The organism is Halomonas pelophila (genome assembly GCF_040196315.1).
Lineage (GTDB): Bacteria > Pseudomonadota > Gammaproteobacteria > Pseudomonadales > Halomonadaceae > Halomonas > Halomonas pelophila.
In genome coordinates, this window is sequence record NZ_JBEGCI010000011.1 from 111413 (window position 1) to 128436 (window position 17024).

Below are 17024 nucleotides of genomic sequence, written 5' to 3' on the forward strand. Positions count from 1 at the left end.
TTCATGAAGACACTGCTGACCACCGCCTCCCTCGCTGCCCTGCTGACCGCCGCCCCGCTGGCCCTCGCCGCTCCGGAAACCGAGGACGAGAAGCTGAGCTACAGCCTCGGCGTCACCCTGGGTCAGAGCATCCAACAGGACGTGGCGGATCTCGACATCGACGCCTTCACCCAGGCCATTCGCGACGTCTTCGGCGGCGACGAGCTGGAGATGAGCGACCAGCAGATGGCCGAGGCCCTGACCGCCTTCCAGCAGCAGGCCATGGCCGCCCGCGAAGCCGAGACCGAGCAGAAGGCCGCCGCCAACCGCGCCGAGGGCGAGGCCTACCTGGCCGAGAACGCCGAGCAGGACGGCGTGACGGTCACCGATTCCGGCCTGCAGTATCGCGAACTGGAAAGCGGCGACGGCACCACGCCCGCGGCCGGCGATACCGTCCAGGTCCACTACGAGGGCACGCTGATCGACGGCACCGTCTTCGACAGCTCCTACCAGCGCGGCGAACCGGTCAGCTTCCAGGTGGGCCAGGTCATCGAGGGCTGGCAGGAGGCCCTGCAGCTGATGAGCGTGGGCGATACCTGGGAAGTGGTGATTCCCTCCGAGCTCGCCTACGGCGCTCAGGGCCAGGGCCCCATCGGTCCCCATGAGACCCTGATCTTCAAGGTCGAGCTGCTCGACGTCACCGGTGAATGATCCGGCCGCGATGCGTCCCGTCCGCTGCCTGTCGGCCGTCGGTCTCTGTCTGACGCTGGGCCTGGCGGCCCCGGCGGTCGCCCAATCCACGCCGGACACCCTGCCCCGCCTCGCGCTCGCCGCAGACGACACCAGCGTGATCGGCGTCTCCTCGGGGGGCTACATGGCCACCCAGCTGGCGGTGGCCTGGCCGGAGCGCTTCAGCGGGCTCGGCGTCCTCGCTGCCGGCCCCTGGGCCTGCGCTCGCGGCTCCCTGAGCCTGGCCCTGGGCCAGTGCATGGGGACCCACAAGGGCCTGCCCGACCTGGAGATCCTGGCGGACCGTTACCGCGACTATCGCGAGCGCGACCTGGTCGGTGGGGCCGAGGCGCTCGCCGAGCTGCGGGTCTTCATCTGGCAGGGCGCCGAGGACGACACCGTAGCGCCTGCGCTGGGCCAGGCCCTGGCCGAGCAGTTCCGTGGCTGGCTGGCCGCGCCCGACGAGCAGCTGAGTCGCGTGGAAAGCGAGAACGCCGGCCACGGCTGGCCGGTGGCGGCGGACACGACGGCGTCCGTGCAGGACCTCGCGGACTGCCGCAGCGGTGGCGGCACGCACCTGCTGGCCTGCGACCGGGACATCGCCGGCGAGGCCCTGGGCTGGCTGCATGGCGATCTCGCCCCGCCCGAGACGCAGCAATCCGCCGGCCAGCTGATCGCCTTCGACCAGGCGGACTTCGATGCGCGGGGGCTCGGCGACACCGGCTACCTGTACGTGCCGGAGCGCTGCGAGGCGGGGGGCTGCGCGCTCACCGTGGCGCTGCACGGCTGCGCCATGGATGCCGAGCAGATCGGCGAGACCTTCGTGCGCCACAGTGGCCTGAACGGCTGGGCCGCCGCCAACCGGCGGGTGGTGCTCTACCCCCAGGCGGAGACCAGCCTGCCCAACCCCCAGGGGTGCTGGGACTGGTGGGGTTTCGCCGAGAGCGCCTGGCAGCTCGACCCGCTGCACGATACACGCCAGGGCACCCAGACCAGCGCCCTGATGGCCATGATCGAGCGCCTGCAGGCATCACCCGAGGCGCCCTGAGTCGACTCGTCCGAGCCGACGCTCTCGAGCCGGCGTTCTCGAGCCGGCCCATCCGGGGAATCAGGGGACCTCAGCCCTCCGCGAGGGCCTGTTCCAGGGCGGCCTGGAGCGGGCCCGAGGTGGGAGAGTGCAGCACGCGACGCCGGATCTCGCCGTCGCGGTCGACCAGGAACAGCGAGGCGCTGTGATCGATGGTGTAGGCCATGGCGGAGTCCGGGGTCTCCACCCGGCGCCAGACCACCCCGTAGCGCTCGGCCAGCGGCGCGAGCTCGTCTGGGCTGGCGGTGGCGCCGATGAACGCCTCGCCGAAGAACGCCAGGTACTCCTCCAGCCGCGCCAGGGTGTCCCGCTCGGGATCCAGCGAGATCATCAACGGCACCACCCGGCGACGCTGCGCGGGCTCCAGCCGCTCCATCGCCTGGCGCACCACGGCAAGCCCCATGGGGCAGACGTCGGGGCACCAGGTGTAGCCGAAGAAGACCACCGCCAGCTGATCGTCCTCGAGCTGGCGCAGGGAGAAGTCACCCTCGGTGGAGGCCAGCTCGATCGGTCCGCCTTGGGGCTCACCGTCGGCCGGCGCCGACTGCTGATAGAAAGCCAGCCCGACCGCCACCAGCATTACCAGCACCGCGGACAGCCCCCACCAGATACCTCGTCGCGTCATCATCATCGCCTCTTCACCTCGAAGTCGAACCAGCTTCCCAGACGCCCCTGCGGCGTGTCCACGATCACCTTCGCCCGCCAGGGCATGACCGCCTCGGTGCAGATCGAGACCTGCCCCGCGCCGCGGAAGACCCCGTCACCCTCGGCCTCGAGGGGGAAGCGATGCAGCCCCATGTCCATCTCGCGGCCAACGAAGTCGACCCGCACGGCATCGGCCGGCGTGCCGGAGACGCGCACCTCCAGCGGCAGACGCTCGAGCGGGCGAATGGGGCCCGGCGAGACCACCGCCAGGCTCAGCTCGGCGTCTCCGCCCAGGCGCGCGGTGCACGGCGCCGCGGAGGGGTCGCACGCGGCCGCCGCCGGCGGCGTCCAGCGCACCTCGGCCTCGTCGCGTAGGCTATAGCTGGTCAGGTACCAGAGGGCCACGGCAAGGGTCAGCAGGGTGACGGTGATCAGCAACGGCAGCAGCGGCAGGCGCGCCGCGCCGCTCGAGGACAGGGTAGGCGGGGGCATGGCGGAGAGCGGGGCCTCCATCGGTGGCAGGATGCGGGTAAGCTTACCAGTATTTGTCGGCGGCGAAGTGCGCAAGGATGTCGCAGGGAACGACCACGAGGAGGTGTCATGGAAGGCGTAGGCAGTGCATTGGGGCCGCTGTTCCTGCTGATCCTGCTGGGGGCCGGGCTCGGCTGGTGCCGCCAGCCGGGCGGCGACTTCTGGCCGCGCATGGAGCGGCTGATCTACTTCCTGCTGTTTCCCGCCATGCTGGTGTCGACCCTGGCCGGCGCGGATGTCGACCAGGTGCCGGTGGCGCGGCTCGCCCTGGCGCTGCTCGGTGCCCTGGGGCTGTTCGGCCTGCTGCTGTGGGGGCTGCGCCAGCGGCTCGGCCTCGACCCCGCCGCCTTCACCTCGACCTTCCAGGGCGCGCTGCGCTTCAACACCTACGTCGGCGTGGCCGGCGCGGCGGCCCTGCACGGCACGGCCGGGACCACGGTGGCGGCCGTGGCCGTGGCGCTGCTGGTGCCGATGGTCAACGTGCTCTGCGTGGCCAGCTTCATCGCCGCCGGCACCCTCGGCACGGCAAGCCTGGGCCGGACCCTGACCGCCCTGGCGCGCAACCCGCTGATCCTCGCCTGCCTGGCCGGCATCGGCCTGAACCTCAGCGGCCTCGGCCTGCCCGGCTGGAGCGCGCCGACCATGGAACTGCTGGGCCGCGCCGCCCTGCCATTGGGCCTGGTGGCCGTGGGCGTGGCGCTGCGCCCCGCCGCGCTGCTGAGGGTGGATCGCGGCGCCTGGGCCGCCAACCTGATCAAGCTGGTGCTGATGCCGGCGACGGTACTTGCCCTGGCCCTGCTGCTCGGCCTGGATCCGGTGACTCGGGACGTGGCGCTGCTCTTCGCCGCCCTGCCCACCGCCACCTCGGCCTATATCCTGGCCCGCCAGCTGGGCGGCGACGCCGAGCTGATGGCGGCGCTGATCACCGGTCAGACGCTGCTGGCCATGGCGACCCTGCCGCTGTGGTTGAAACTGGTCGGCTGACACGGGTCGACTGGCGCTCGTCGACCAAGACGGGCCAGCAGGCCCGACGGCGATCCTTAACGAAAACATTTCTTGTTTGCATTGACGACGCAAACGAGAATGATTACTCTGCGCGGGTGGCGTTGATGAGGCGCCACAACCGGACGGGACCCCTGCCAGTGTCCCGTCAGGATTTCTCCCTCTCATTGTTAGTCACGGTTCTTGTCGCCGCCCCACGGGCGGCGTTTTTTTGCGCGCTCTCTCTCCACAAGCCTCTCGTCACATGCTCCTTTGCCGCCGGCCCCATGCAAGACGCCCCCGGGATCGAAGGATCGCCGGGGGCGTCTGCTAGCCGCGTGACCGCTCAGTCCTCGCGGCGGAAGATCAGGTCCCAGACGCCGTGGCCGAGCTTCTCGCCGCGCGCCTCGAACTTGGTCAGCGGACGAAACTCGGGGCGCGGCACGTAGGGGGTCGTCTCGGCACCGGCGGTGTTGGCAAAGCCCGGCGCCGCCTGCATCACCTCGGCCATCCACTCGGCATAGGCCTGCCAGTCGGTGGCCATGTGCAGGGTGCCGCCCGGCTTGAGGCGGCCGCGCACCAGCTCGACGAAGGCCGGCTGCACGATGCGCCGCTTGTGGTGCTTCTTCTTCGGCCAGGGGTCGGGGAAGAAGAGCTGCAGGGTGTCGAGGCTCGCCTCGGGCAGGCACTGCTCGAGGACGGCCAGGGCGTCCTCACGATAGACCCGCAGGTTGGTCAGGCCGCGCTTGTCGGCCTCGTCGAGCAGCTTGCCGACGCCCGGCGCGTGCACCTCGATGCCGATGAAGTCGGTCTCCGGGTGGCGCTGGGCCTGCTCGACCAGCGAGGCGCCCATGCCGAAGCCGATCTCCAGCACCACCGGCGCCCGGCGGCCGAACAGCGCCGCGAGGTCCTGACGGCCGTCGGCCAGCGTCAATCCCAGCCGCGGCCAGACCTCCTCGAGCCCGCGGGTCTGGGCCTGGGTCATGCGCCCGGCGCGCAGCACGTAGCTCTTGATGCCGCGGCGATGCAGCGGGGCCTCGGGCCCTTCGGGGCCGGTCGTCTTGTCGTCGTGTCGCGGGTCGCTCATGGGCTGGGGAGAACTCGTTGGCAACGGTGATTCGGGGCCAACATTGTAGCGGCTAACGCGCCGCCGGGGTACGGTGGGCGGCCAAACGCCACCCCGGAGAGGAAGAGGAGACCTACCCATGCAGGACAGAGGATGGTGGTTCGGGGCGGCCCTCTCCGGCGCCCTGGTGGTCATGGCCGGCGCCTTCGGCGCCCACGCCCTGGAAGGAGCGCTTTCGCCGCGCCTGGCGGCCGCCTTCGAGACCGGCGTGCGCTACCAGGCCTGGCACACCCTGGCGCTGCTCGCCGTGCTGGCCTGGCGCGCCGCGACGCCGCTCGCCGGCCAGCGGCTCGCGCTGGGCCTGTGGGCGGGGGGCATGGGGCTCTTCTCGGGCTCGCTCTACGCTCTGGCGCTGACCGGTATCGGCCGATTAGGCATGATCAGTCGCCGTCCGGCAGCGCATAGGTGGCCGTGACCAGCGCAACCGGCTGCTCGTCCCCCGCCGAGAAGAGCTGCACCTCGCCCACCGCCAGGCGGCGCCCCAGCTTGAGCAGCCGGGCGTTGGCGATGACGTCGCGATCGCCCCGGGGCCGGCGGAGGAAGCGGCAGTGCAGGTCGCTGGTCACCGCCATGGGCTCGGGGCCGATCTGGGCAAGGATCGCCACGTAGAGGCAGACGTCGGCCAGGCCCATCAAGGTGGGGCCGGAAACACTGGCGCCGGGGCGCAGGTGCTCGTCCTCGATGGCCAGGCTCATGGTGGCGCGCATCTCGCCGACGCCCTCGATAGTGCCGGTGCGCTGGGGAAAGACCTCGTCGAGGAAGTCCTCGATGGCGGCGGCGGTCATCACGGTCATGGCGCGTCTCTCGGCGATAGAGGATGAGGGCGAGCGTCCACGATAGCGAAACCCGCCTGCGATCGACAGTCGCCGAACGTCGAGCGCCTCAACGCCGGTCGCGCACGAAAACGCCCCCGCGGCAGGACCGCGGGGGCGTCGTCGAGGCGGGGGCAGGCGGCCTTACTTGGCCTTGTGCACCGCGCGCCAGTGGTGCAGGAGCGGCTCAGTGTAGCCGGCGGGCTGCTCGCAGCCCTTGAAGATCAGGTCGCTGGCGGCCTGGAAGGCGGTGGAGGCGGCGAAGTCGTCGCTCATCGCCGTGTAGCTCGGATCGCCGGCGTTCTGCTTGTCAACCACCTGGGCCATGCGCTCCAGGGTCTCCTGGACGCGAGCCGAATCGACCACGCCGTGGCGCAGCCAGTTGGCGATGTGCTGGCTGGAGATCCGCAGGGTGGCGCGATCCTCCATCAGGCCCACGTCGTGGATGTCCGGCACCTTGGAGCAGCCCACGCCGTGCTCGACCCAGCGCACCACGTAGCCGAGGATGCCCTGGCAGTTGTTGTCGAGCTCCTGCTGGATCTCCTCGTCGCTCCACTCGGGCGTCTCGGCGACCGGGATGGTGAGCAGGTCATCGAGCAGGTCCGGCTCGCCCTGGCCTTCCATCTCGCGCTGCAGGGCCGCCACGTCCACCTGGTGGTAGTGCAGGGCGTGCAGGGTCGCGGCGGTCGGTGACGGCACCCAGGCGGTGTTGGCGCCGGCCTTGGGGTGGCCGATCTTCTGCTCGAGCATGTCCGCCATCAGGTCCGGCATGGCCCACATGCCCTTGCCGATCTGGGCGCGACCGCGCAGGCCGCAGGCCAGGCCGACCTGGACATTGCTCTTCTCGTAGGCCTGGATCCAGGCGGAGCCCTTCATGTCGCCCTTGCGGATCATCGGGCCCGCTTCCATGGCGGTGTGCATCTCGTCACCGGTGCGGTCGAGGAAGCCGGTGTTGATGAACACCACCCGCGACGGCGCCTCGGCAATGCACGCCTTGAGGTTGGCCGAGGTGCGACGTTCCTCGTCCATGATGCCCATCTTCAGGGTATCGCGGGTCATGCCGAGGATGTCCTCGATGCGGCCGAACAGGGTATTGGCGAAGGCGACTTCCTTCGGCCCGTGCATCTTCGGCTTGACGATGTACATGGAGCCGGTGCGCGAGTTGCGCGGTTCGCCCTCGCCCTTCTTCAGGTCGTGCAGGGCAATCAGCGAGGTGACGATGCCGTCGAGGATGCCCTCGGGCAGCTCGTTGCCCTCGGCGTCGAGCACCGCCGGGGTGGTCATCAGGTGGCCGACGTTGCGCACGAACATCAGCGAGCGACCCGGCAGGGTCACGCTGCCGCCGTCGACGCCCTGCCAGGTGCGATCGCCCTTGAGGCGGCGGGTGATGGTCTTGCCGCCCTTCTCGACCTGCTCCTCCAGGTCGCCCTTCATCAGGCCCAGCCAGCTTGAGTAGACGCCGACCTTGTCCTCGGCGTCCACCGCGGCCACGGAGTCCTCGCAGTCCATGATGGTGCTCAGCGCGGCCTCGACGATCACGTCCTTGACGCCGGCCGGGTCGGTCTTGCCGATGGCGTCGCTGGGATCGATCTGGATCTCCAGGTGCAGGCCGTGATGGCCCAGCAGCAGCGCGGAGGGCGAGGCGGCCTCGCCGTCGAAACCCACCAGCTGATCGGCATCCTTCAGGCCGGTCTCGCCGCCGCCCTCGAGGGAGACGACCAGCTGGCCATCGCGCAGGGCGTAGCCCACGGCGTCGCCGTGGGAGCCGCTGGCCAGCGGCGCGGCGCGGTCGAGCACGCCGCGGGCGTAGGCGATGACCTTCTCGGCGCGCTTCGGATTGAAGCTCGCGCCCTTCTCGGCGCCGTCGTCCTCGGGGATGGCATCGGTGCCATAGAGGGCGTCGTAGAGGCTGCCCCAGCGCGCGTTGGCGGCGTTGAGGGCATAGCGGGCGTTATTGACCGGCACCACCAGCTGCGGGCCGGCCTGGGTGGTGATCTCGTCATCGACGTTGGCGGTGGTCACGCCGACCTTGGCCGGGGCCTCGACGAGGTAGCCGATCTCCTCGAGGAAGGCGCGGTAGGCGGCCAGGTCGCGGACCGGGCCGGGGTTCTCGCGGTGCCAGGTGTCGAGCTTCTCCTGCAGGCGGTCGCGCTCGGCGAGCAGCTCGCGGTTCTGCGGGGCCAGGTCGTTAAAGAGCGCATCGACCCCGCGCCAGAAGGCCTCGGGGTCGACGCCGCTGCCCGGCAGGGCCTGTTCGTTGATGAAGCGGTCCAGCTCGGCGGCCACCTGGAGGCGGTGGCGAGCAATGCGTTGGGTCATGGGTCGTACTCCTCGTGCTTGGCTGCTCGGTGCCCCCTGGCACCGACCGGCCGGACAGGGAAAGATGACTGCGTAGCATCGATTTTGTGGAAATTGCTTCCACATGTAAAGCCATTGCCGCCATGACGGGCCGGAAGCTAGACCAAATGATAAGGCCGCAAGCCCCTCCCCGCAGGCCCGCCACCAGGCTTCGCTGGTCGCGCCCTCGGCTTGGCGCTAGCATGAACGAGCGTTGCGGAGAAACCGATGAGCGACTTTACCCCCCTGCAGGCCCTGGGGCCCCTCGCCCCCGCCGACCTATCCGGTCAGGCGCTCGAGCGCTACCTGGGCCACTACGGCCTGGCGCCCCTGCTCGCCGAGCGGGTGGGACTCTACGTGGGCTACCTGCAGGCCGGCGACTTTCGCCTCTGGACCCAGGTCTGGAGCCCCGACACGCCCATCGGCACCGCCTTCGTCGTGCACGGCTACTTCGACCACCTCGGCCTCTACCGCCACCTGCTGGAGTGCCTGCTCGCGCGGGGCTGGCGGGTCGTGCTCTGGGACCTGCCAGGCCACGGCCTCTCCAGCGGCCGCCGCGCCTCCATCGACGACTTCGAGGACTACGGCCGCTGCCTGCACCACCTGCAGCAACATCTTCACGACGAGGGGCTGGCCCCGCGCCCCTGGCTCGGCGTCGGCCAGAGCACCGGGGCGGCGATTCTCGCCACCGATGCCCTGACCCGCGGCGACGACGGCCACTGGTCGGGACTCGCGCTGCTGGCCCCGCTGGTGCGGCCCTGGGGGTGGAACCAGTCTAGCTGGCTGCACCGCCTGGTGGGCCCCTTCGTGGAGTCGATCCCGCGCAAGTTTCGCGCCAACTCCACGGATGCCGAGTTCGCCGACTTCCTGCGCGAGGGCGACCCCCTGCAGGCCGACCGCCTGGCGATGGACTGGGTCGGCGCCATGCGCCGCTGGATGCCGCGGCTGCTGGCGCTGCCACCCAGCCCGGTGCCGACGCTGATCCTGCAGGGCGAGCAGGACCTGACCGTGGACTGGGAATGGAACCTCGAAGTGCTTAACCGCAAGTTCCCCAATGCCGAGATCCATCGCCACCCCGAGGCCCGCCATCACCTGGTCAACGAGGCCGAGCCGATTCGCCGCGAGCTCTTCACGGTGCTCGACCGCTTCGTCGCGACGCTGGCCGCGACCGACGACCCGCACGCCCGGAGACAGGCGCCATGAGGCGTCTGCTGATTCGGTGGCTGGCCCCGCTGCTGCTGCTCGCCGGCTGCGCCGGCGCCCCGGAGCAGCCGACCAGCGTGCGCCAGGCGCTGTTCGGCCTGAGCGAGCGCGCCGCCGAACGGGTCACGGCGACCCCGCCCCTGCCGCACCCGGCGGTCGATGAGGTCCTGCTGCTGGCCATGCCACAGGTCGATGCGCGGTTGGGGCTCACCGACGGGCGCCTGCTCGAGAGCCTGACCCGCGCCCTGCTGGCGGTCGACGACGGCCCCCAGGTGCTGGAGTGGCGAGCGGCCATGGCGGCAGGCGGCCACGACAACCAGTGGCGCCTGGAGAGCCGCCTGGCCGCCGACGGCCCCCGCCTGACACTCTCGGACCGCGAGCTGCTGCCCTACCGCCTGAGCCTGACGCTGCGCCACCTGGGACGCGATGAGCCCGCCTGGCGCACCGAGATCAGCGGAGCCCTGGACGCCACGGCCCTCTGACCGCGGGCGGCGTCACCCTTTCCATCAAAGCCCCTTGAGCCATCACCCCTTGAGCAGCCGATCGAGCTGTCGATAGCCGATGGCCTCGATCAGCTGGTCGCGCCCGGGGCGCGCCTCCCCGGCCAGATCGGCCAGGGTCAGGGCCACCCGCAGCACCCGATGGTAGGCCCGCGCCGACAGCCTGAGCCGCTCCAGCACGCCGGCGAGCCAGGCCCGATCCTCGGCCTCAAGGCCGCAGGCCTCCTCCAGGGCGCGTCCGGACAGCTGGGCATTGAGTCCCCCGCGGGCGGCCTGCTTCGCCCGCGCCGCCAGCACCCGCTCGCGCACCACCGCCGAAGACTCGCCCGGTTCCCGGGAGGTCAGCTGCTCCGGCGCCAGCGCCGGCACCTCCACCTGGAGGTCGATGCGATCGAGCAGCGGACCGGAGAGCCGCGACTGGTAGCGCTGGATCTGTGCCGCCGTGCAGTGGCAGGGCCGGCGCGGGTCGCCCAGGTGCCCGCAGGGACAGGGGTTCATCGCCGCGACCAGCTGGAAGCCGGCGGGGAAGCGTCGCTCGTGGTTGGCGCGGGCGATATGGATCTGCCCCGACTCCATGGGCTCGCGCATCACCTCCAGCACGTGACGGGAGAACTCCGGCAGCTCATCCAGGAACAGCACGCCCCGATGGGCCAGGGAGATCTCCCCGGGTCGCGGCTTCGATCCGCCGCCCACCAGGGCCACGGCGCTCGCCGTATGGTGAGGGGCACGGAAGGGGCGTACGCCCCACTGGGCGGCGTGGGACAGCCCGCTGACCGAGCGGATCGCCGCCACCTCCAGCGCCTCCTGCTCGGTCAGGGGCGGCAGGATGCCCGGCAGGCGACTGGCCAGCATGGTCTTGCCGGTGCCGGGCGGGCCGGCGAACAGCAGGTTGTGGCCACCGGCGGCCGCCACCTCCAGGGCGCGACGGGCCTGGTGCTGGCCGCGCACGTCGGCGAGGTCCGGGCCCGGCTCCGACGCCGGGGCGGGGCCAGGCGCACGGTGGCGAAGCAACGGGGTCTGGCCGAGCAGGTGGGCCACCACCTCGAGCAGGTGATCAGCGGGCAGCACCTCGAGGTCGCCGGCCAGGGCCGCCTCATCGGCGTTGGCCCGAGGCACGATCAGCCGGCGGCGCGCCTGGCGCGTGGCCATGGCCATCGGCAGCACCCCGCTGAGCGGTCGCAGCCGGCCGTCCAGGGCCAGCTCGCCGGCGCATTCGACCCCGTCGAGGGCCTCGGGCGGCACCTGGCCCGACGCCACCAGCAGCCCCAGGGCGATGGGCAGGTCGAAGCGGCCACCCTCCTTGGGCAGGTCGGCGGGGGCGAGGTTGAGGGTGATGCGGCGCAGGGGAAAGTCGAAGCCGGCGTTGACCAGGGCGCTGCGGACGCGCTCGCGGCTCTCTTTCACCGCGGCCTCAGGCAGACCCACCAGGGTGATGCCGGGCAGTCCATTGGCCAGATGCACCTCGACCAGCACCTCGGGCGCCTCGAGTCCGAGGCCGGCCCGGGTGTGGATGATTGCCAGCGTCATGCGCGATCCCTCGCTGCCTGTCTGCCCTCAGGCTAGACCAGGCCGGCGGGGGGCGCCCGGCGGGGGGCGCCCGGCGAGGGGCGCCCGGCGAGGGGCGCCCCCACCGGGCGAGGATCAGCGGTGGGACTCGCCGGCGCCGGCGTCTTCCTCGGGGCGCGAATCATCGCTGCCTGCCTCGGGGCCGGGGCCGGGCTCGGGATTCGACTCGCTCGCGGAGGCAGCACTCGGCGCCTCCGGCAGCGCCTCGGCCGAGGCGCTCGCCGTTTCCTGCGAGGCGTCGGCATCCAGCGCCTCTTCCAGCGCCGCCACCTGCTGCTCCAGCGCCTCGACCCGCGACCGGGTGCGCTGCATCACGTCCATCAGGATGTCGAAGTCCTCCCGCGACACCAGCTCCAGGCGATCGAAGGCGCCCTTGACCACCTGCTGGATGCCCTTCTGCACCTCTTCCGGGGCCTGGGACGCCCCCTGCAGCCGGTCGCCGATCTGCTGGGCCAGGCGGCTGATGCGATCGTGGCTCACCATGGTGTCTCTCCTGAATCGTGAGTGGATGCCTGTCCAGAGGATACGCAAGCCACCGGCAGGGCGCATCATCCGCCGCTGCCTGCTTCTGGTGCACGTGCGCCACGCCCAGGCACCAGAAGAGTGCACACTCTCCGCACGCCTCGCGCACGCCGTCGAATGGCGAGCCGACATCTCCCTACAGCCAACTGATTTCACGAAATTATCGTGGAAAGTGGCACGGTTTACGCAGCGTCAGGACAACCACTTCTCGGGGGGCACCACGCCGCCCACCTTCAGCAGGGGAGATCCGTCATGAAGCTGATCACCGCCATCATCAAGCCCTTCAAGCTCGACGACGTCCGCGAGGCGCTCGCCGATAACGGCGTGCAGGGCATCACCGTCACCGAGGTCAAGGGCTTCGGCCGCCAGAAGGGCCACACCGAGCTCTATCGCGGTGCAGAGTACGTCGTCGACTTCCTGCCCAAGGTCAAGGTCGAGGTCGCCGTGGACGACGGGCGCCTCGAGACCGTGCTGGACGCCATCTGCAGCGCGGCCAACAGCGGCAAGATCGGCGACGGCAAGGTCTTCGTCACGCCGCTGGAGGACGTGATCCGCATCCGCACCGGCGAGCGCGGTGCCGATGCCGTCTGACGGCCCCTCCCTTTCCTTCCCGACGTGGAGAGACACCCATGAGTGAACTTCCCGAACTGAGCTACGCGCTCGATACCTTCTATTTCCTGATCTGCGGCGTGCTGGTGATGTGGATGGCCGCCGGCTTCTCGATGCTCGAGGCGGGCCTGGTGCGCTCCAAGAACACCGCCGAGATCCTCACCAAGAACATCGCCCTGTTCGCGATCGCCTGCACCATGTACCTGCTGGTCGGCTACTACCTGATGTACTCCAGCGATGCCGGCGGCTTCCTGCCGAGCCTGGGCGCGCTGATCGGCAGCGAGAACGGGGTCGAGGCGGTGCTCGCCGGCGGCGATGACGCCCCCTACTACTCCATGCGCTCGGACTTCTTCTTCCAGGTGGTGTTCGTAGCGACCGCCATGTCCATCGTCTCCGGCGCCGTGGCCGAGCGCATGAAGCTGTGGGCCTTCCTGGCCTTCGCCGTGGTCATGACCGGCTTCATCTACCCGGTGTCCGGCTACTGGACCTGGGGCGGCGGCTGGCTGGCCGAGGTTGGCTACTCCGACTACGCCGGTTCGGGCATCGTGCACCTCGCCGGTGCGGCGGCGGCACTGGCCGGGGTCATCGTGCTCGGCCCGCGCAAGGGCAAGTACGGCAAGAACGGCAGCATCTACGCCATCCCCGGCGCCAACCTGCCGCTGGCCACCCTGGGTACCTTCATCCTGTGGATGGGCTGGTTCGGCTTCAACGGCGGCTCCGAGCTGAAGATGTCCGACGTCTCCTCCGCCAACAACGTGGCCCAGGTGTTCGTGAACACCAATGCGGCCGCCGCCGGCGGCGTGATCGCCGCGCTGATCCTGGCCAAACTGTGGTTCCGCAAGGCCGACCTGACCATGTCGCTGAACGGCGCCCTGGCGGGCCTGGTGGCCATCACCGCCGACCCGCTCTCGCCCAGCGCCTTGGGTGCCGCGCTGATTGGCGCCGTGGGTGGCCTGCTGGTGGTCGCCGCCATCGTGACCCTGGACAAGCTGAAGCTGGATGACCCGGTGGGTGCCATCTCCGTGCACGGCGTGGTGGGCATCTGGGGCGTGCTGGCCGTACCGCTGACCAACAGCGGAGCCGGCTTCGGTCCGCAGATCATCGGCATCCTCGGCATCTTCCTCTGGGTGTTCGTGGCGAGCCTGATCGTCTGGCTGATCCTCAAGGCCGTGATGGGCATCCGGGTCACCGAGGAGGAGGAGTACGAGGGGGTCGACCTGACCGAATGCGGCCTGGAGGCCTACCCCGAGTTCGGCGTCGCCAAGTCGTGAGACGCGCCCCCGTGTGAGCCCATGCGCACGTCCTGGCCCCCTTCGGGGGGCTTTTTCATTCCTCTCACACCGGGTGTATGCTCTGGCACAATGAGTACGGCAAGGGTGGCGGCGCTCGCCACCGACCCACGGACACGACGAGGATCAAGACCATGAAACTGGTGACCGCCATCATCAAGCCGTTCAAGCTCGACGACGTACGGGAGTCGCTCTCCGAGATCGGCGTCCAGGGCATCACCGTTACCGAGGTCAAGGGCTTCGGCCGCCAGAAGGGGCACACCGAGCTCTATCGCGGCGCCGAGTACGTCGTCGACTTCCTGCCCAAGGTGAAGCTCGAGGTGGCCGTGGACGACGACATGGCCGAGAAGGTGATCGATGCCATCACCCAGGTGGCCAACACCGGCAAGATCGGCGATGGCAAGATCTTCGTCACCGCCCTGGAACAGGTGCTGCGCATCCGCACCGGCGAGACCGGCAAGGACGCGGTCTAGGCGCCAGGCGGCACCTTGGTCCAGGTGACCAGTAGCAAGTAGCAAGAAACCCCACCAGAGGTTAGCCCGGTGGGGTTTCGTGTTTCTGCCTCGCTACCTACCGCCCGTCACCGAACGGCTCGGTGCTTGAAGCTCGGCGCTTACTTCTCGACGAAGGCGCGCTCGATCACATAGTCGCCGGGTTCGCCCATGCGCGGCGAGATGGTGAAGCCGAGCTCGTCGAGCAGCGCGCTGGTGTCGTCGAGCATCGCCGGGCTGCCGCAGATCATGGCGCGATCCTGCTTCGGGTCGATGGCCGGCAGGCCCATGTCCTCGGTGAGCTTGCCGCTGCGGATATGATCGGTCAGCCGCCCCATGGTGTGGAACTCTTCGCGGGTCACCGTGGGGTAGTAGACCAGCTTCTCGCTGATCTCCTCGCCCAGGTACTCGTGGGCGGGCAGGTCCTTCTGGATGAAGTCGGCGTAGGCCAGCTCGTTGACGTTGCGCACGCCGTGCACCAGCACCACCTTCTCGAAGCGCTCGTAGACCTCCGGGTCCTGGATCAGGCTCATGAAGGGCGCGAGGCCAGTGCCGGTGGAGAGCAGGTAGAGGTTGCGCCCCGGCAGCAGGTCGTCGGTGACCAGGGTGCCGGTGGGCTTGCGGCTGACCATGATCTGATCGCCCACCTTGAGGTGCTGCAGCCGTGAGGTCAGCGGGCCGTCCTGCACCTTGATGCTGAAGAACTCCAGGTGGTCCTCGTAGTTGGGGCTGGCGATGGAGTAGGCCCGCATCAGCGGCTTGCCGTTCACCTCGAGGCCGATCATTACGAACTGGCCGTTCTTGAAGCGCAGACTGCGCTCCCGGGTGGTGCGGAAACTGAACAGGGTGTCGTTCCAGTGGTGCACACTGAGAACGTCCTCAAGCGCAAACTTGCTCATGCCGACTCCTTTTGATATTCCAAAAACGAATAAATTTGCCCAATAGATCGATACAGCAATTCTAAGAGCCGGGAGTTTATCTGTTAAATGGATTGTATGGATAACGCTTATCTATACTCTGGATATAAGCTCTAGAGATCACACCCGCCAAGGAGCGTCATGCGCTACACCCTGCGCCAGCTGGAGGTCTTCGTCGCCGTCGCCCAGCACGAGAGCGTCTCCCGGGCGGCCCGCGCCCTGGCGCTCTCGCAGTCGGCGACCAGCACCGCCCTGGCCGAGCTGGAACGCCAGTTCGACTGCCGGCTGCTCGATCGCCTCGGCAAGCGCCTCAAGCTCAATGCGCTGGGCTTCCAGCTGCTGCCCAAGGCGGTGGCCCTGCTCGATCGCGCCGAGGAGGTGGAGGAGCTGCTGCGCGGCCAGCAGGGCATCGGCATCCTCGACGTGGGCGCCACCCTGACCATCGGCAACTACCTGGCGACGCTGCTGATCAGCGACTTCATGCAGCGCCACCCGGGCAGCCGGGTGCGCCTCTCGGTGCGCAACACCCGCACCATCATCGAGAGCGTGCGCCAGCATGAGCTCGACCTGGGGCTGATCGAGGGACAGTGCGAGGAGGAGGACGTGATCACCCAGCCCTGGGTGGAGGACGAGCTGGCGGTGTTCTGCTCACCACGCCATCCGCTGGCACGCGGCGGCCCGGTGGAGCTCGACCGGCTGCTGCGCGAAGCCTGGATCATGCGCGAACAGGGCTCCGGCACCCGACTGACCCTGGAGCAGGCCGCCCGACACCGCCGCGGGCGCTTCAACATCCTGCTCGAGCTGGAGCACACCGAGGGCATCAAGCGGGCGGTGGAGTCGGGGCTCGGTATCGGCTGCGTCTCCAAGCTCGCGCTGCGTGACGCCTTCCGTCGCGGCAGCCTGGTGCCCATCGCCACCCCGGAGCTGGACCTGAGCCGCCAGTTCACCTTCATCTGGCACCGCCACAAGTACCTGGCCACCGGCATGCGCGAGTTCCTCAAGCTGTGCCGCCAGATGACCGAGGGCATTCGCCGCAGCGACCAGATCGACCTGCCCCAGGTGCCCTGACGCCGAAGCCCTGACAAAGAACGGCCCGGCTCAATGGCCGGGCCGCCTGACGCGAAAGAGGCCTAGCGGAGGTCGCGGACCGCCTCCTGGATATCGGCGAGGGAGGCCTTGGTGAGGTCCTTGGCCAGCGAGTGGATCACCCGCTTGGCGGTGGGGCCGTCGACCTTGTCGCGCAGCTGGCCGAGAAAACGCGGCGGGGCCACCAGGATCAGCTTCTCCATGCTGTTGTCGACGCGGGCGCGATAGAGCCGCTCGGCGACCTCGCGGGCAAACATCTCCTCATGATGCTGGGTCGCCACGCTCTCTCCGCCGGCACTGCGGGCCGTGGTCGAGGCCGACTCGTGGACATCGCCCCCGCGATCCGTGACCAGATCGCCCTCGTGCAGGCGCCCCTCGGCGTGCACCAGGCTATCCAGCTCACTGATCGTGAGTCCATCGCGGGTAAACAGGCGAGCCCGCGCCGCATCCGCCACCACGATATAGGTCGTCATAGTCGCTCCTCGAAGCCGGTGGGTGGACGAAGGCCCGTCCGAGGGACGCCCGCCTTCGTCCGTCATTCAACATTGGCAAGCGCCCCGGGGTTGGTCAACCGGCAACGCCGGTAACACGCCGGGACTGCAGGAGGACGGGAA

Annotated in this window: 19 protein-coding genes; 10 read left to right on the forward strand and 9 right to left on the reverse strand. The window is 69.6% G+C overall.

Translation table 11 applies throughout. The features are described from left to right. The first annotated feature begins 3 nt into the window (after positions 1–3). Positions 4–690, forward strand: coding sequence for a BamJ family beta-barrel-assembly machinery protein (bamJ, locus tag ABE957_RS13195; protein WP_349759148.1), 687 nt, complete (start codon positions 4–6; stop codon positions 688–690). 10 nt (positions 691–700) lie between these two features. Then, positions 701–1756 (forward strand): alpha/beta hydrolase-fold protein, encoded by a 1056-nt coding sequence (locus tag ABE957_RS13200; protein ID WP_349759149.1) that lies wholly within the window; start codon positions 701–703, stop codon positions 1754–1756. 70 nt (positions 1757–1826) lie between these two features. On the opposite strand, the gene ABE957_RS13205 is transcribed toward ABE957_RS13200, so the two are convergent. Together ABE957_RS13205 and ABE957_RS13210 are read right to left on the reverse strand one after the other, a co-directional pair. Continuing rightward, positions 1827–2423, reverse strand: a complete 597-nt coding sequence (locus tag ABE957_RS13205; RefSeq protein ID WP_349759150.1) for an SCO family protein — start codon at positions 2421–2423, stop codon at positions 1827–1829. After that, positions 2423–2932 (reverse strand): hypothetical protein, encoded by a 510-nt coding sequence (locus tag ABE957_RS13210; protein WP_349759151.1) that lies wholly within the window; start codon positions 2930–2932, stop codon positions 2423–2425. The genes ABE957_RS13205 and ABE957_RS13210 overlap by 1 nt, the downstream gene beginning before the upstream one ends. Before the next feature lie 108 nt (positions 2933–3040). On the opposite strand from ABE957_RS13210, the gene ABE957_RS13215 reads away from it, so the two are divergent. Then, positions 3041–3955, forward strand: coding sequence for an AEC family transporter (locus ABE957_RS13215; protein WP_349759152.1), 915 nt, complete (start codon positions 3041–3043; stop codon positions 3953–3955). A 343-nt stretch (positions 3956–4298) separates the two neighbouring features. Here ABE957_RS13215 and trmB read toward each other — a convergent pair whose 3' ends face one another. Beyond that, the gene (gene trmB, locus ABE957_RS13220; protein WP_349759153.1) at positions 4299–5039 is read right to left on the reverse strand and encodes a tRNA (guanosine(46)-N7)-methyltransferase TrmB; all 741 of its coding nucleotides are present in this window, start codon (positions 5037–5039) and stop codon (positions 4299–4301) included. A 118-nt stretch (positions 5040–5157) separates the two neighbouring features. On the opposite strand from trmB, the gene ABE957_RS13225 reads away from it, so the two are divergent. Then, positions 5158–5493 (forward strand): DUF423 domain-containing protein, encoded by a 336-nt coding sequence (locus tag ABE957_RS13225; RefSeq protein ID WP_349759154.1) that lies wholly within the window; start codon positions 5158–5160, stop codon positions 5491–5493. On the opposite strand, the gene ABE957_RS13230 is transcribed toward ABE957_RS13225, so the two are convergent. Continuing rightward, the gene (locus ABE957_RS13230; RefSeq protein WP_089847703.1) at positions 5459–5872 is read right to left on the reverse strand and encodes a PaaI family thioesterase; all 414 of its coding nucleotides are present in this window, start codon (positions 5870–5872) and stop codon (positions 5459–5461) included. The genes ABE957_RS13225 and ABE957_RS13230 overlap by 35 nt on opposite strands. A 162-nt stretch (positions 5873–6034) precedes the next feature. Beyond that, complete coding sequence (locus tag ABE957_RS13235; protein WP_349759155.1) at positions 6035–8209, reverse strand: malate synthase G; 2175 nt, start codon at positions 8207–8209, stop codon at positions 6035–6037. A 246-nt stretch (positions 8210–8455) separates the two neighbouring features. Here ABE957_RS13235 and ABE957_RS13240 point away from each other — a divergent pair, with 246 nt between their 5' ends. Continuing rightward, a complete protein-coding gene (locus tag ABE957_RS13240; RefSeq protein ID WP_349759156.1) occupies positions 8456–9430 on the forward strand; it encodes an alpha/beta hydrolase in 975 nt (324 codons plus the stop codon). Then, positions 9427–9912, forward strand: coding sequence for a putative periplasmic lipoprotein (locus tag ABE957_RS13245; protein WP_349759157.1), 486 nt, complete (start codon positions 9427–9429; stop codon positions 9910–9912). The genes ABE957_RS13240 and ABE957_RS13245 overlap by 4 nt, the downstream gene beginning before the upstream one ends. Positions 9913–9954: 42 nt before the next feature. Here the strand turns inward: ABE957_RS13245 and ABE957_RS13250 are convergent, their stop codons facing one another. Further along, positions 9955–11457: a YifB family Mg chelatase-like AAA ATPase gene (locus tag ABE957_RS13250; RefSeq protein ID WP_349759158.1), complete on the reverse strand. Its 1503-nt coding sequence runs from the start codon at positions 11455–11457 to the stop codon at positions 9955–9957. Positions 11458–11571: 114 nt separating this feature from the next. Then, on the reverse strand, positions 11572–11979 hold the full coding sequence (locus tag ABE957_RS13255) for an accessory factor UbiK family protein (protein WP_349759159.1): 408 nt from the start codon (positions 11977–11979) through the stop codon (positions 11572–11574). 291 nt (positions 11980–12270) lie between these two features. Between ABE957_RS13255 and ABE957_RS13260 the strand changes: the two genes are divergently transcribed. From ABE957_RS13260 to glnK, 3 genes are all read left to right on the forward strand, one after another. Next, complete coding sequence (locus tag ABE957_RS13260) at positions 12271–12609, forward strand: P-II family nitrogen regulator (RefSeq protein WP_089847715.1); 339 nt, start codon at positions 12271–12273, stop codon at positions 12607–12609. Between the two features lie 38 nt (positions 12610–12647). Beyond that, on the forward strand, positions 12648–13898 hold the full coding sequence (locus ABE957_RS13265; protein ID WP_349759160.1) for an ammonium transporter: 1251 nt from the start codon (positions 12648–12650) through the stop codon (positions 13896–13898). A 152-nt stretch (positions 13899–14050) separates the two neighbouring features. Further along, positions 14051–14389, forward strand: a complete 339-nt coding sequence (gene glnK / locus ABE957_RS13270; RefSeq protein ID WP_089847718.1) for a P-II family nitrogen regulator — start codon at positions 14051–14053, stop codon at positions 14387–14389. A gap of 140 nt (positions 14390–14529) precedes the next feature. On the opposite strand, the gene ABE957_RS13275 is transcribed toward glnK, so the two are convergent. Beyond that, positions 14530–15306 (reverse strand): ferredoxin--NADP reductase, encoded by a 777-nt coding sequence (locus tag ABE957_RS13275; RefSeq protein WP_349759161.1) that lies wholly within the window; start codon positions 15304–15306, stop codon positions 14530–14532. Positions 15307–15465: 159 nt separating this feature from the next. Here ABE957_RS13275 and ABE957_RS13280 point away from each other — a divergent pair, with 159 nt between their 5' ends. Further along, on the forward strand, positions 15466–16392 hold the full coding sequence (locus tag ABE957_RS13280) for a LysR family transcriptional regulator (protein ID WP_349759162.1): 927 nt from the start codon (positions 15466–15468) through the stop codon (positions 16390–16392). A 62-nt stretch (positions 16393–16454) separates the two neighbouring features. Here the strand turns inward: ABE957_RS13280 and ABE957_RS13285 are convergent, their stop codons facing one another. Continuing rightward, positions 16455–16883, reverse strand: a complete 429-nt coding sequence (locus ABE957_RS13285; RefSeq protein WP_349759163.1) for a host attachment protein — start codon at positions 16881–16883, stop codon at positions 16455–16457. Positions 16884–17024 lie beyond the last annotated feature (141 nt).